Annotated in this window: 9 protein-coding genes; 8 read left to right on the forward strand and 1 reads right to left on the reverse strand. The window is 39.9% G+C overall.

Annotation, left to right across the window (positions count from 1 at the left end):
* Positions 1–89: 89 nt before the first annotated feature.
* Positions 90–1004 (forward strand): polysaccharide deacetylase family protein, encoded by a 915-nt coding sequence (locus BC008_RS07410; RefSeq protein WP_027840921.1) that lies wholly within the window; start codon positions 90–92, stop codon positions 1002–1004.
* Between the two features lie 297 nt (positions 1005–1301).
* Here BC008_RS07410 and gltB read toward each other — a convergent pair whose 3' ends face one another.
* On the reverse strand, positions 1302–6011 hold the full coding sequence (gltB, locus tag BC008_RS07415) for a glutamate synthase large subunit (protein ID WP_027840922.1): 4710 nt from the start codon (positions 6009–6011) through the stop codon (positions 1302–1304).
* Positions 6012–6997: 986 nt separating this feature from the next.
* Between gltB and BC008_RS07420 the strand changes: the two genes are divergently transcribed.
* From BC008_RS07420 to tuf, 7 genes are all read left to right on the forward strand, one after another.
* Entirely contained in the window at positions 6998–9139 is a 2142-nt protein-coding gene (locus BC008_RS07420) for a phosphodiester glycosidase family protein (RefSeq protein WP_058183389.1), read from the forward strand.
* 338 nt (positions 9140–9477) lie between these two features.
* A complete protein-coding gene (locus tag BC008_RS07425; RefSeq protein ID WP_027840923.1) occupies positions 9478–9897 on the forward strand; it encodes a phosphomannose isomerase type II C-terminal cupin domain in 420 nt (139 codons plus the stop codon).
* Positions 9898–10148: 251 nt separating this feature from the next.
* Entirely contained in the window at positions 10149–10475 is a 327-nt protein-coding gene (locus BC008_RS07430; protein ID WP_027840924.1) for a HesB/IscA family protein, read from the forward strand.
* A 243-nt stretch (positions 10476–10718) separates the two neighbouring features.
* Positions 10719–11093 carry a 30S ribosomal protein S12 gene (gene rpsL, locus BC008_RS07435; RefSeq protein ID WP_027840925.1) on the forward strand — a complete coding sequence of 125 codons (375 nt, stop codon included), beginning with the start codon at positions 10719–10721 and terminating at the stop codon, positions 11091–11093.
* Between the two features lie 531 nt (positions 11094–11624).
* A complete protein-coding gene (gene rpsG / locus BC008_RS07440) occupies positions 11625–12095 on the forward strand; it encodes a 30S ribosomal protein S7 (protein ID WP_027840926.1) in 471 nt (156 codons plus the stop codon).
* A gap of 162 nt (positions 12096–12257) precedes the next feature.
* A complete protein-coding gene (gene fusA, locus BC008_RS07445; RefSeq protein WP_027840927.1) occupies positions 12258–14336 on the forward strand; it encodes an elongation factor G in 2079 nt (692 codons plus the stop codon).
* A gap of 27 nt (positions 14337–14363) precedes the next feature.
* Positions 14364–15593, forward strand: coding sequence for an elongation factor Tu (gene tuf, locus BC008_RS07450; RefSeq protein WP_027840928.1), 1230 nt, complete (start codon positions 14364–14366; stop codon positions 15591–15593).
* Positions 15594–15796 lie beyond the last annotated feature (203 nt).

Below are 15796 nucleotides of genomic sequence, written 5' to 3' on the forward strand. Positions count from 1 at the left end.
AATCAATGAGTATTTATCTATATGGATCTGTAATTATCACCAACCGCCAGTCAAACTTCTGACGTTTACACCCTTGAAGGAGTTATGAAGTGGAGAAGAATAAGTTCTTTGCTTGGCCCCAAAGTATACTAATTGGGCTGGCAGCATTAGGTGGTACTCTTAGTTTAAGTTGGATTATGCCAATTAAACCAAGTCTTTTTGAACTGGGGAGTACTAATGCTGTAGATGCGAGCCCAGAAAAGCTGTTAGCTAAGCCACAAACTCAGAAACAAATTGAATATTTCAAGTTAGCAATGCTAGCTACTTGGCAAAAAGAAGCACGAGGAAAAGGTTTATATCACACCGTACCAAAAACTTTTTTTGGCAAAACTATTAATTCAGCAAAACTTTCTAGCGAACATAAAGTAATTGCTCTAACTTTTGATGATGGACCTTGGCCGGGATATACTGCACAAATACTAGATATTCTAAAAAAAAATCAGGTTAAGGGTACATTTTTTGTAGTCGGGCAAATGTTGCAAACTTACCCGCACTTGGGTAAAAGGATAGTAGATGAAGGTCATACGATCGCAAATCATACATGGCACCACTGGTATCACTATTTTAATAAACAGGCTGCTGCATTTGAAATAGACCGCACCAGTAATTTGATTTATGAAACCACTGGTGTGAAAACAACCTTATTTCGACCACCAGGAGGAAAATTACACAATGGTTTAGCAGCTTATGCTAGAAGTAAAAACTATACCGTAGTTATGTGGTCTGCTGATTCGATAGATTACAAACGTCAATCACCATCAACTTTGATTGATCGCGTAATGGGACAGTCTACTCCTGGTGGGATAGTATTAATGCATGATGGTGGTGGAAATCGCTCTAATACTGTAGCTGCTCTACCGACGATGATTAAAAAATATCAGGAGCAAGGCTACCGTTTCGTGACTATTCCAGAATTATTAGAACTTAAAGAAAAACATCAACAAGTAGCATCTACAAAAAAATAAAGATTACTTCGATTTATTAAAATTTTGTGATTTTGTTTTGTGATTTTGTTTTGTGATTTTTAATTGCAAGAAAGCGAAATTTAATATAAACAATTTGTTCCCTATTGATACATTAAACCACTGATTTCGATTGATTATTCCCAATGTAAAAATACTTACAACATTTTTGGAAAAACAAAACAAGCAGTAATACTTTGATTGAATAATCGTTGTAACTTCTTCTTTAAGGGTAGATTCCTGTATTAAAACTTCGTAGAGACGTAGTAATTCTACGTCTCTCTTAGTTTTTTAGCTACTTTACACAGAACTTAACTGTTTGACTTTTTGAGGATTTACTTCTGGTCTTTCAGCTTCGGAAGGCGGAACCAAAAGCCAGAACTTGGGTAAGTACTCTTGCCAATTTTGCAAAATTTTCTTGGCTTTGGCGGAGTTTGTTCGATTGCAATGGGCTTGAATTAAATCTTTGAGTTGCTTTTCACCTGCAGCGGTAATTACCTTTTGAACTTTGACATTATCTTGATTGACTAATTCAGGGAAATTGCCATCCTCATCTAGAAAATATGCTAAACCACCAGTCATTCCTGCAGCAACATTACGTCCAACCTTACCTAGAACCACAACTACACCACCAGTCATATATTCGCAACAATGATCCCCGGCTCCTTCAATTACAGCTGTTCCTTTAGAATTTCGTACAGCGAACCTTTCTCCTGCTAGACCTTGAGCAAATAACATACCACCGGTAGCCCCGTAAATACAGGTATTGCCGATAATTACATTTTGTGAGGGATCATAAGTGACATCAACTGGAGGATTAATAATTATTTCACCACCATTCATACCTTTACCAACATAATCGTTGGCTTCACCCTCGAGAGTAAGAATCATTCCCGGAAGATTAAAAGCACCAAAGCTTTGACCCGCACTACCTTTGAAGTTCAAATTAATTTCTCCTTCAAAGCCATCGTTCCCATACTTCGCTGCGATTACTCCTGCTAAACGAGTACCAACAGTTCGATCAGTATTAACTAGAACAAATGATTTGGTGACGCTAGATTGATTTTGAATTGCAGCTTGAATATCTGCGTCCTTGAGTAGTTTATCATCTAATACATCACCGTTACTATGTACTTCTTCGTGCTTTAACCAGCTACGATCAGCTTTAGTTTCAGGTAACTGTAATAAACAGTTAAGGTTAAGGGATTGGGTCTTGGTTAACTCAACTTCCGAACGAGGTACCAATAAATCTGCACGTCCGACGATTTCTGTGAGAGAACGGTAACCAAATTTTGCAAGTAAAGAACGAACTTCTTCAGCAATAAAGTAAAAGAAGTTAACAACTTGTTCGGGAAGTCCAGGGAAACGCTTGCGTAATTCTTCTTTCTGGGAAGCTACACCCACAGGACAATTATTGGTATGGCAAATCCGCGCCATAATACACCCTTCAGCAATCATGGCGATGGAACCAAAACCGAATTCTTCTGCGCCCATTAAAGCACCCATTAACACGTCCCAACCGCTCTTAAGACCACCATCAACCCGCAAAATTACTCGATCGCGCAAATTGTTTTCCATTAGAACGCGATGTACTTCCGTTAGTCCCAATTCCCAAGGAGAACCAGCGTGTTTAATTGAACTTAAGGGCGAAGCACCTGTTCCACCATCGTGACCGGAAATTTGGATAATATCGGCGTTTGCTTTCGCAACCCCAGCAGCAATTGTCCCAATACCAATTTCTGCTACTAACTTCACCGAGACTTTGGCTTGGGGATTAATTTGATGCAAGTCGAAAATTAACTGTGCTAAATCTTCAATGGAATAAATGTCATGGTGGGGAGGTGGTGAAATCAGCGTTACACCCGGCTTAGAGCGCCGCAACATGGCAATGTAAGGGCTGACTTTTCTACCTGGTAACTGTCCTCCCTCTCCTGGCTTAGCACCTTGAGCAATTTTAATCTCAATTTGCTGGGCGCTCATTAGGTACTCTGGGGTAACACCAAAACGTCCCGAAGCAACTTGTTTAATGGCACTGCAAGCTCGATCTCCATTCCGTAGACCGTTTAAATGGGGTAATGTGGGGGAGTTTCCAGAATCATCCACATCATCTAAAACTTTAAAACGTACCGGGTCTTCACCACCTTCCCCAGAATTAGATTTACCGCCAATTCGATTCATAGCGATCGCTAAAGTCTCATGGGCTTCTCTTGAAAGTGCCCCTAAAGACATTCCACCCGTACAGAAGCGACGTAGAATTTCACTCACCGGTTCAACTTCTTCCAAAGGAATAGAATCTCGATCGCTTTGGAAATCTAGTAAATCCCGCAAAGCAGTAATCTTTCTATTCTGTAAAGATTGTTTATAAACGCTGTAATGGTCGTAATCTTTCGTGGCGACAGCTTTATGTAGCATTTTTGCCATTTCTGGATTGTTCATGTGATATTCACCACCACGACGATATTGAACAAAACCCAGATTTTCTAATTTTTTCAGACTTAGTTCGGGGAAAGCCTTACGATGAAAACTCAATACTTCTTGGGCTAAGTCACTAATACTTAAACCTCCGATCCGTGAAGTCGTACCCCGAAAGCCCATTGCTAACAAATCTTCTCCAATACCAATAGCTTCAAAAATTTGTGCTCCTTGATAGCTGGAAAGTAGTGATATTCCCATTTTTGAAAGAATTTTGAGTAATCCAGCCTCGATAGCCTGACGATAGTTACTCAAAGATTCTTCCAAACTTAAAGTCGGTACTTTACCACGTTCCATAAATTGTTGGGTTTTTGGATCTTCCCACCAATTTCGAACTGTATCTAATGCCATGTAGGGACAAATCGCTGCTGCACCGTAGCCAATCAAGCAAGCAAAATGATGGGTACTCCAACATTGAGCTGTATCAACAACTAAAGATACCTGCATTCGTAGTCTTTCCCTAATTAAGTGATGGTGCACTGCACCTGCAGCTAGTAGGGGTGGAATATAAGTACGATCGGCATCAATAGCACATTTTTGCTCGACACGCTCTGTGAGGATAAGTACTTTACTTCCTGAGCGTACTGCTTCTGCTGCTTTCGCTTGCAACGATTCAACTGCTTTTTGTAAGCCTTGGGGACCGTCAGTAATATCAAATAATGTTGACAGTTCTACTGTTGTAAAATCTGAATTCTTAATTGCTTCTAACTCAATTTCTGAAATTACTGGTGACTCTAACTTAATTCTGCGGGCGTATTCTGGTTTTGGAGCCAGTAAATTGCCCCTTTCACCAATTTCTACTTTTAATGACATCACCAGCTTTTCCCGTAGTGGGTCGATGGCTGGATTAGTTACCTGAGCAAATCTTTGCTTGAAATAGTCATATAGTAAGTGAGGTTTTTCTGATAATACCGCTAGGGGAATATCGTCACCCATGCAGAAAGTAGGCTCCTTAGCATTTGTAGCCATTTCTTGGATCGTCATTTCCACATCTTCTGTGGTGTATCCAAAGGCAAATTGATTTCTCAGTAAAGTTTTTCGGTCGATATTGGGATGTAATGTTCCTCGACTACCGTTACCATTACCATTACCATTACCATTGCCATTATTTTTGTGTTTACTTTCAACTAAGCCATTAAGATCTTGGCGATATTGACTCAACCATTCCCTGTAGGGGTATTTCTGAGCTATGCGCTGTTTGATTTGCCAATTTTTTAAAATTTCCTGGGTTTCTAAATCTACCGCGATCGTGCGTCCCGGTCCAAGTCTTCCTTTTTCAACAATTTCGGACTCTGGAAAGTTTGCAACGCCGGCTTCTGAAGCAACAACGATATAGTCATCTTTGGTGATGCAGTAACGAGCTGGTCTTAAACCGTTACGATCTAGGGCTGCTCCAACTTTTCGTCCATCACTGAAGACTAGTAAAGCTGGACCATCCCAAGCTTCTTGCATCCCACTGTAGTATTCGTAAAAATCAACAATTTCTGGATAATCTTTCAATTCCGGCTGATTTTGATAAGCTTCCGGCACCATGATCATCAAAGCTTCCAAGGGACTACGTCCGGAACGCACTAAAACTTCGAATACATTATCTAAAGTTGCGGAATCACTATTTTCCATCCGCACAAAAGGTCTCAGTTCATTTAAACGCTCTTCCCAAACAGGATGATTGAGTGTTGTATCTCTTGCCATCATCCAGTTTACGTTACCCACCAAAGTATTTATTTCACCATTATGTCCCAATAAACGCATTGGTTGGGCAAGTGGCCATTTAGGCAAAGTATTAGTACTGAAACGACGGTGGTAAACTGCAAAAGCAGTTATATATTGTGGATCTTTTAGATCGGCATAGAATTCTGCCAATACAGCAGAACGAACCATACCTTTGTAAATAATTGTTCGACTTGACAGCGAACAAACATAGAAGTCTGTTAAAGATTCTTGATTTAAACTGCGAATTTCTTTGACAACGCGACCGCGAGTAATGTATAGCTGCCTTTCTAGGTCATCGCCGCTTTTGTCATTACTTAATAAAAAAACTTGTTCTATTTGGGGTTGGTTTTCTTTTGCTTGTACTCCCAAAACTTGAGGGTCGACAGGTACAGTTCGCCAACCCAAAACAGTTAATTTCTCTTCCGATGCAACTGTTTCAAAAGTTGTTTTTGCTATTTGTGCTGCTTGTTTGTCGGTTGGGAGAAATATCATTCCTACCGCAACTTTGCTCAAGTCTTGTGGAAGTTTTATGTTATCTGCGGTTAAATTAGTTTGGAACAAGTCCCAGGGGATAGCAGTCAATATGCCTGCCCCATCACCAGAATCCCGATCTGCACTACAACCCCCACGGTGTTCTAAGCAGGTTAACCCAGCCAAAGCTTTTAGCAATACTCCATGGCTGGCTTGATTTCGACGATGGGCAATAAAGCCTACACCACAGGCATCCCTTTCCTCCACTAACCACCTTTGTCCCTGGCTGTTACTTTCGGAGGAATTATTGATAAATGCCATATTTTGTTCTTGATTGTTTTGTTTGTTTTTCATAAACTATACCCTGAGATTTTGAGTCGTTATTTTTACCACTCCGCAGTAAATTTGAAATTTGTTAATTATGATTTAGGAGATACATTGCAATGACTGCATGAGCGCAATTAAAAAAAAGAAAAAAAATTACCTCGGGTATCATCATCTTGTTCTACCCGCGTTAATATCTATAAATTGAAAAAATTATACTGGGTTAAATGAGTTACAGCTTATCCTGATGAGCTTATACAAACAGTTTAATATTTTTGAAGGTGTCTATTATCTCAATTCATCGTTTTAGACAAATTTAGACAAAAAAGTTAGCTCGGCTCCAACTTTCAATTCAATACTTCATTAAGATTCTCAATCTCAGTGAGAGTAATTAGAATTAAAGACTTTACCGACCTTCAATTTGTATACATTTTGTTTAAGTGTTTCTGCACTAAAATCAGCGCATTACAAATCAGCGTATTACACTATATGGCCATTTGACAATTCCAAAACTTCACTTGTTCGCACATAAGCCGTTTCAGTTAATGCTGCTACCATTTTCACCTCACTTAAGTAGCAAATAATCCTAAGACTAAGCTATCAATATTGAGTTCTATTTTTTTCTGCAATTATTTGCAGCAAGTTGACTGTTAGTTAGTAAGAAGTTTCACATAAATTTTCAGTATTTATGTCAAAAAAAAACTTGTTTAAATGTTTGCAAAAGGATGTTTAACTATATATACCTTATCATGCCAGACTTTAAAACCCATCTTACATTTTATTCCACCAACAAAAAATTTTAATTTTATACCTTCATAGTGCGAGGGAAGTTGTAAGTAAAAACTTCATCATTTCATGACTTTTAAATTTCGACTGCTAAAAAAGAATCTGAATTGCATGTTTCCTGGAGAAGAGGGATAAAAATAAGTCTCGACGATCATTTTGCTGAAAATGATACTTGTAAACCAAAACTTCGCAGATACCTAAAAAATAGTTTTTAAGAGTGAATGAAAATCATGGTAGAAAAAGTCAATAACTACTTGTTTTTATCAATCTGTAACATCACGAATAGTTGTAATTATAAGCGTTTTAAGGATTCTTTGTCTTTACTGCTTTTGTTTGGACTATTCTTCTTTACTAACCATTCTGTTGCATCAGCAAATTCAACCTCTGGACTAAAATTATCTTCTGAAAGAAATTCTCATTCCATAGTTAATCGCGGGGGTGTAGTTGCTTCAGGTTATCAAATTATTCTTAATGGAAAGAAATTTTCTGGAGCTTGGTTGCAACGTCAGGGAAACAAAAAATCAACACTTACTTATCTTAGTGATGGAGCGCTGAAGCAAATTTTTGGGATAGATTTATTAAATAGTCAACAGCCAGCTAGACAACCTATTCAGTGGTTTTCTTCATTTAAACAGCCTTTTATTCTATCTGGTTGGCTAACAACAGGATATAGATATTTAGATATTACAAGTTTAGCTGCAAGTAAAGGGTGGCAAATAAAAAATAATGGCAGCACTTTAAGTATATATACTCGAACAGCAAATATTAAAAATATTCTTCAGGGAAAGCGAGGAGACATTGAACAGGTAATAGTGGATTTGGATCGCCCGACACCTTGGCAAATCAGACAAGAAGCACCCAGAAAAAGAAAGCCACGTCCTCAGCTTCCTAAACTTGAGAATCCTAAAATTGAGAATCCTAAACTTAAAAATCCTGAACTCAAAAACCCCAAACTTAAAACTCCTAAACTCACAAATTCCACGCCTAAAACTCAAAAAAATCAACCGAAACTCCCCCCACTAAATCGAGATTGGACAATTACTCTACACGGAAATGCTAATCCTCGTTTGCTAAAACGCTACGCGCCTCGTCCAGTATTATCATCAGCTTTACAGTTAAATTCTTCTCAAGAAAATCTCAACCCAGTTTCTTCAAGTTCTGACGACATCAACATCAACGCTCCTGAACCACTAATTAAACAAATAGAAGTCGTTAAGAACCAAACCTTAATTCGTTTGAGCGTACCATTTGGTTACGAACCCCGGGTTAGTAGCGTGGGTAATCCTAATCGTTTAATTATTGATGTCAGACCAGATGCAATGGTAGCCCGAGATATAACTTGGGCTCCAGGATTGCTTTGGCGACAACAATTTGTTAACTTAGCCACAGAAAGCTTTGCTGTTAGATGGTTAGAAGTAAATCCCCGTTCTTTTAACATTCAGCTTAGACCGATTTGGTCTAATCCCAGCACCCTTGTAGGCACAGCACCATTAATTAAAACTGCCCAAAACTATGTTGCTGCGGCTGCTATTAATGGAGGTTTCTTTAATCGCAAAAATCGCTTACCTCTAGGTGCAATTAGACAAAATGGACAGTGGTTATCAAGTCCTATTCTTAATAGAGGTGCGATCGCGTGGAATGATTCCGGACAATTTTATATGGGTCGCTTGAGTTTAAGGGAAACTTTAATCGCTCCAAATCAACAAAAATTAACTATTTCTACCCTTAATAGTGGCTATGTGCAAACAGGAATTGCCCGCTATACGCCAGTTTGGGGATTGGCATATATACCTTTAACAGACAACGAAGTGGTTTTAGTTGTCCGTAAAAACCGAATTTTTAGCAAGTTACAAACAAACAAAGCAGGGGAGCAATCTATTCCCATTCCTAGAGATGGTTATTTAATTACTTCTCGTGGCGCAGGTAACAATCAACTCCTGAATTTGACTGTGGGTTCTGTTTTGCGTATTGCTAGTTCGAGTTTTCCTGTTGAATTTAATCGTTATCCGCATATTCTCGGAGCTGGGCCACTACTGTTGCAAAATCGTCGCATTGTGCTAGATGCAACTCGGGAAAACTTCAGTAAAGCTTTTGCAAGACAAAAAGCTGTTCGTAGTGCTATTTGTACTACTGCATCTGGTCGCTTAATAATTGCTGCAGTACACAATCGTGTAGGTGGTAAAGGTCCAACGTTAGCAGAACATGCCCAGTTAATGCAGCGAATGGGGTGTATCAATGCTTTAAATTTGGATGGGGGTAGTTCAACTAGTCTTTACCTTGGAGGTCAATTAGTTGACCGTTCTCCTAATACCGCAGCAAGGGTACACAACGGAATTGGAATTTTTCTCCAACCAACTAGTAAAAGCAAGTAAATAGAAAGCTAAGTAGGGTTATATTCACAGTTGCTTGTAGTGAAGATAGAATCGATCTCCCAAGCCAAGAAAAGCAAATAAATGCTTGGTATAATTGTTGACCTGCAATTTCAAGTTTAATGAAGTTAAGATTGATTTTGACTTTTGCTTAATAAAGAGTTGATGTAGATTTTCAGATGGGCAAAGTTATTTAATACACTGGCCTGCGAGTTTTTGTTATGTTTGGCAAGGGTGCTACGAATTGCTGATTTCCACGGTTGCAAAATTACGGCATATTTTCCATCAATGGTTAAGGTCACCAACCGATTTATCCTGCTTACCAACAAAAAGAGGTAATTATGTCTCAATTCCAAGAAGCTACAGAAGTTGAATCCTTGACATTTCCTCCTGCTGTTACTCCTAGAGGTGTTGCTGCTACGGAGTTGCGTCCCTGGGGTTCTTTCACAGTTCTGGAAGAAGGTCGCGGATACAAGATCAAGCGTATTGAGGTTAAACCCGGACATCGTTTGAGCCTGCAGATGCATCATCATCGTAGCGAGCACTGGATTGTTGTATCCGGCACAGCAAAAGTAGTTTGTGGCTCAGAAGAAATTCTGTTAAGCAACAATCAATCAACCTATGTTCCACAGTGTACAGAACATCGCTTGGAAAATCCTGGCGTTATTCCTTTAGTACTTATTGAAGTTCAAAATGGCGAATATTTAGGAGAAGACGATATTATTCGCTTCCAAGACGATTACTCTCGTACAAATAGCTAGAATCTTCGCCGTATTTGGTGAAACTCACCGAGCTTTTATTAAACAAGCATTCCTGTCGCGTCTACCTTTGGGAGAACTCACACCGTTTTCATAGGGGAAGACGCGAGTATTCACCCCAAATTCTGGTAAATTTTTACTTTAAGTTTGGCTATATTTTTATTTAATATATAGATTACCAACCAAAATTCTTGTGTTTACCCCATCTGTAAGATATTAGAGATGGGGTTTTAAATATTAAAATAACGGAATCAATGATTCATATTTCTCAATCCGCAGCTAATGAAATTGAACGGTTAAAATCAAAACGTTCTCAATCCGAGCTTTTATTTAGACTATCTGTCAAACAAGGTGGCTGTTCTGGCTTATTCTATGATTTATCTTTTATTTCAAACCACAATCTAGAAGATGTCATTTATGAATCACAAGGAATTAAAGTTGCTATAGATGCAGGTAGCTTGAAATATGTCGAGGGACTAAAACTAGATTACGCTGAGGATTTAATGGGTGGGGGATTCCGTTTTCAAAATCCTCAAGCTGTTTCTAGCTGTGGTTGTGGTAATTCCTTCTCTCAAGAATAAATAAAAATTTTTTAGTTATTAGCCAAAGTTATCAGGCGAATATTATTATCTACCAAATATATTTTCAGAAATTTAGTTTTCTTGCTTGCAGCTTCTGACATCATTGTGCAATCAAATTTGTGGTCGTTGAAGCAAGCTTGAAAATTTTGCATCTAAAATTATGTTTGACAGCCACCAATGGCAAACTGTATAATATCGATTTGTTAAAACTAAGATTAAACGCAGCTTCATGGGCTGTAACTCATGCCAACCATACAGCAGCTAATTAGAAACGAACGCGAACTGGCGCGCCAAAAGACTAAATCGCCAGCTCTGAAAAGATGCCCCCAACGTCGGGGAGTGTGCACCAGGGTATATACAACAACCCCGAAGAAACCTAACTCAGCACTACGTAAAGTAGCAAGGGTAAGGTTAACTTCTGGATTTGAGGTAACAGCTTATATCCCAGGGATTGGACACAACTTACAAGAACACTCGGTTGTCATGATTCGTGGCGGTAGGGTAAAAGATTTACCTGGTGTACGGTATCACATTATCCGCGGCACTTTAGATACGGCGGGAGTAAAAGATCGCAAACAAGGTCGTTCCAAATATGGGACAAAACGTCCTAAGGGATAAATGCAATTTCCTATTGTGCTTACCCCATGAATCGCCAAAAGTGTCAGATGAATCTAAAACAAATTGACCCGAATAAGGCTTTCTGAGCGGCAATAGTCCATGCAAGGGCTTACGCCGCTCTAATTTGCTAATGATTTCCAGTTGGCTAATTTCCTAGAAACAGATGATTTCCTGCAGATAAACTCTTTTTAAGTCTGTGATTAACATTGAGTGTTTTGAATGGGAAATGCTTATCCGAACAGTTAACAAGTATTACTGATGATAAGCATTAATTTTGAGAGTTATTTACAATTCTCTACTTATTCGAAGGGCGAAGATATCACAAATAAGGTATATAATGTTGTCGCCTTATATGTCCAGTAAAAGACAACAGTAGGAAGTAGCACTGCTTTCGGAAAAGCCAAAATTAAGAAAAGAGTGAAAAGCCTGATTCGTCGAATAGTAAGCTTATTTCGATGGTTTGCGCTAACAAATTCTCAATTCTTAGATATCATATAATCTCGTTGCCAAACATAAATTTAAGAGTTAATTATGTCTCGTCGTGGTGTTATTCAAAGACGTCCAGTTCCTCCTGACTCAGTATATAACAGTCGTTTAGTCAGCATGATGATTCGACGAATTATGCGTCATGGGAAAAAATCACTGGCTGCAAGACTTGTTTATGATGCGATGAAAACAATTGAGCAGAGAACAGGAAACGATCCATTGGAAACATTTGAAAGAGCAGTTCAAAATGTTACTCCTTTGGTAGAAGTTAAAGCTCGACGGGTTGGTGGTGCAACTTACCAAGTACCAATGGAAGTTCGTTCCGATCGAGGTACAACATTGGCACTCCGTTGGCTTGTAAGATTCTCTCGGGAACGTCCCGGCAAAACAATGGCGAATAGGTTAGCCAATGAATTAATGGATGCAGCTAACGAAACTGGTAATGCTATTCGTAAACGGGAAGAAACACATCGAATGGCAGAAGCGAATAAGGCTTTTGCCCACTATCGTTACTAATTATGAACAGTTAACTGTTAACCAATTGACAGTTAACTGATAATTGCCGCGAATGAATATATCAAATCTTTATATAAAGAAGGCGGGTTCCCGTAAGAGTATATATTCTTAACAAAGTGTAATATACAAGATATCATGAGGCGAAAGGTATAGGAGGCAGCTGTGGCACGTACTAACCCGCTGGAAAAGGTGCGTAATATTGGCATCGCAGCACATATAGACGCGGGCAAAACAACTACGACTGAGAGAATACTGTTTTACTCCGGGATTATTCACAAAATTGGTGAGGTTCACGAGGGAACAGCGGTAACCGACTGGATGGCTCAAGAACGGGAGCGAGGAATTACAATTACTGCTGCTGCTATTAGCACTAGTTGGAAAGATCATCAAATAAACATAATTGATACTCCCGGTCACGTAGACTTCACCATCGAAGTTGAGCGCTCCATGCGGGTATTAGATGGTGTTATCACAGTTCTATGCTCAGTAGGTGGTGTACAACCCCAAACCGAAACTGTATGGCGACAAGCAGATCGTTATAAAGTACCAAGGATCATTTTTGTAAACAAAATGGATCGTATTGGTGCGGATTTCTTCAAGGTTCACGAGCAAGTATGCGATCGCATGCGAACCAACGCTGTTCCAATCCAATTACCAATTGGTAGTGAGAGCGAGTTTCGTGGAATAGTCGACTTGGTCAAGATGCGTGCATACATCTACAACAACGACCAAGGAACTGATATTGAAGAAACAGATATTCCCGCCGAAGTACAAGAAATAGTTGAAGAATATCGTACAAAATTAATTGAAGCGGTAGCTGAAACTTCTGATGATTTGATGACAAAGTACTTCGAAGGAGAAGAAATCACAGAAGAAGAGATCCAGCTAGCTCTGAGAAAAGGAACTATAGACGGTACGATTGTACCGATGCTGTGCGGTTCGGCATTTAAAAACAAGGGTGTGCAGTTGCTCTTGGATGCTGTGGTAAATTACCTGCCAGCACCTATAGATGTACCCCCAATTCAAGGTACATTACCAAGTGGCGAAACAGTCGAAAGATTTGCCGACGACGAAGCCCCCTTAGCTGCACTTGCTTTCAAAGTGATGGCCGATCCTTACGGTCGTTTAACCTTTATTCGAGTTTATTCTGGCATCTTCAAGAAAGGTAGCTATGTTTATAATGCGACAAAAGGTAAGAAAGAACGAATTTCCCGCCTAGTTTTAATGAAGGCAGATGATCGGCAGGATGTTGATGAACTGCGAGCAGGGGATTTGGGAGCAGCAGTAGGATTGAAAGAGACCTTGACAGGTGATACTCTTTGTGATGAGGATTCGCCGGTAATTTTGGAATCCCTATTTATTCCAGAACCTGTGATCTCGGTTGCGGTTGAACCCAAAACCAAGAACGATATGGAAAAGCTTTCAAAAGCGTTACAAGCGCTTTCGGAAGAAGATCCCACTTTTCGTGTCAGCGTCAACCCTGAAACTAACCAAACCGTGATTGCGGGAATGGGAGAGTTACACTTAGAGATTCTCGTAGATAGAATGTTACGAGAATTTAAAGTTGAAGCAAATGTTGGCGCACCACAGGTAGCTTATCGCGAAACTATCCGCAAAGCTGTTACTAAGGTAGAAGGTAAATTCATCCGCCAAAGTGGTGGTAAAGGTCAGTACGGTCATGTCGTAATCGACTTAGAGCCAGGAAAAGCGGGAAGCGGTTTTGAATTTGTCTCTAAAATAGTCGGTGGTTCAGTACCCAGAGAATATGTTGCGCCAGTAGAGCAGGGAATGAAAGAAACCTGTGAATCGGGTATCCTAGCAGGGTATCCCTTAATTGACGTCAAGGCAACATTGATAGATGGGTCTTACCACGACGTAGATTCTTCAGAGATGGCATTCAAAATTGCTGGTTCTATGGCGATGAAAGCTGCCACAATGAAGGCTTCACCAGTCCTATTAGAACCCATGATGAAAGTTGAGGTAGAAGTACCAGAAAACTTCCTTGGGGATGTGATGGGCGATTTGAACTCTCGTCGGGGTCAAATTGAAGGGATGGGATCCGAACAGGGTCTTTCAAAAGTGACTGCTAAAGTTCCATTGGCGGAAATGTTTGGTTATGCTACAGACATCCGCTCCAAGACCCAAGGTCGGGGCGTCTTCTCCATGGAATTTAGTAGTTACGAGGAAGTGCCTCGCAACGTCAGTGAGGCAATCATCGCTAAAAGTAAAGGGAACGCATAACTAGAAAAGGAAAAAAAACGAGTACTCATGGCACGCGCAAAGTTTGAAAGAAATAAACCCCACGTTAATATTGGTACTATTGGTCACGTTGACCACGGTAAAACTACTTTAACAGCAGCTATCACCATGACCTTATCGGCTTTAGGTCAAGCTGCGGCCAAAAAGTATGATGAAATCGATAACGCCCCAGAAGAAAAAGCTCGGGGTATTACTATTAACACTGCTCACGTGGAGTATGAGACTGAAAATCGTCACTATGCTCACGTAGATTGTCCCGGACACGCAGACTATGTGAAAAATATGATCACAGGTGCTGCTCAGATGGATGGTGCTATTTTGGTAGTATCCGCAGCTGATGGTCCTATGCCCCAAACCCGGGAGCACATCCTCTTAGCAAAACAAGTGGGCGTGCCCAACATCGTTGTCTTTTTAAATAAGAAAGACATGGTGGATGATGATGAACTGCTGGAATTGGTGGAATTAGAAGTCCAAGAATTGCTGAGCAGTTATGACTTCCCTGGTGATGAAATTCCTGTGATAGCAGGTTCTGGTTTGCAAGCACTAGAGCATATGATTGCTAACCCCTCAACACAACGGGGCGATAACGAGTGGGTAGATAAAATCTATGACTTGATGGATAAGGTAGATTCTTATATTCCTACTCCCGAGCGGGCTGTAGATAAGCCTTTCTTGATGGCAGTTGAAGACGTATTTTCTATCACAGGTCGTGGTACCGTAGCGACTGGTAGAATTGAGCGTGGTGTTGTTAAAGTTGGCGATCAGGTAGAGCTTGTTGGAATTAGAGATACCCGCAGCACCACCGTAACTGGAATCGAGATGTTCAAAAAGAGTCTTGATGAAGGTATGGCTGGGGATAATGCTGGAGTATTATTGCGCGGTCTGCAAAAAACTGACGTAGAACGCGGTATGGTTCTTGCTAAGCCAGGTAGCATTACACCACACACTGAATTTGAAGGTGAAGTGTATGTTTTAACTGATAAAGAAGGTGGTCGTAAGACTCCATTCTTTTCTGGTTATCGCCCTCAGTTCTACGTGCGAACCACTGACGTAACCGGTACCATCAAATCTTTTACTGCAGATGATGGTAGCGTTGCAGAAATGGTAATGCCTGGAGACCGCATTAAAATGAATGTGGAATTAATCAACCCAATTGCGATTGAAACAGGAATGCGTTTTGCTATTCGTGAAGGTGGTCGTACAATTGGTGCTGGTGTTGTTTCCAAGATCGTAAAGTAACACCTGTTTACCTTAAATGAAGGAGGAGCAGAGATGCTGAAATTATTCTCTGCTCTTTTCCCATCATTTGAATTGTATTTCTCGAACTATATTATGAGCGATCGTAAATTTACTTTTTCTAGAAGAGCTATACATTGCTACTCAAGTAATTATTTAATTTCCGCTAGCTCATAATTATTATTGTTCGTCTATTAATATGTAGA

The sequence above is a fragment of the Mastigocoleus testarum BC008 genome (assembly GCF_001456025.1).
In the GTDB taxonomy this organism is placed as follows: domain Bacteria; phylum Cyanobacteriota; class Cyanobacteriia; order Cyanobacteriales; family Nostocaceae; genus Mastigocoleus; species Mastigocoleus testarum.

What these genes read in the sequence shown, in the direction of transcription:
- BC008_RS07425 (WP_027840923.1), top strand. Translation starts at nt 9,478, where the DNA reads ATGTCTCAATTCCAAGAAGCTACAGAAGTTGAATCCTTGACATTTCCT.
- gltB (WP_027840922.1), bottom strand. Translation starts at nt 6,011, where the DNA reads ATGAAAAACAAACAAAACAATCAAGAACAAAATATGGCATTTATCAAT.
- BC008_RS07420 (WP_058183389.1), top strand. Translation starts at nt 6,998, where the DNA reads ATGGTAGAAAAAGTCAATAACTACTTGTTTTTATCAATCTGTAACATC.
- BC008_RS07430 (WP_027840924.1), top strand. Translation starts at nt 10,149, where the DNA reads ATGATTCATATTTCTCAATCCGCAGCTAATGAAATTGAACGGTTAAAA.
- rpsG (WP_027840926.1), top strand. Translation starts at nt 11,625, where the DNA reads ATGTCTCGTCGTGGTGTTATTCAAAGACGTCCAGTTCCTCCTGACTCA.
- tuf (WP_027840928.1), top strand. Translation starts at nt 14,364, where the DNA reads ATGGCACGCGCAAAGTTTGAAAGAAATAAACCCCACGTTAATATTGGT.
- rpsL (WP_027840925.1), top strand. Translation starts at nt 10,719, where the DNA reads ATGCCAACCATACAGCAGCTAATTAGAAACGAACGCGAACTGGCGCGC.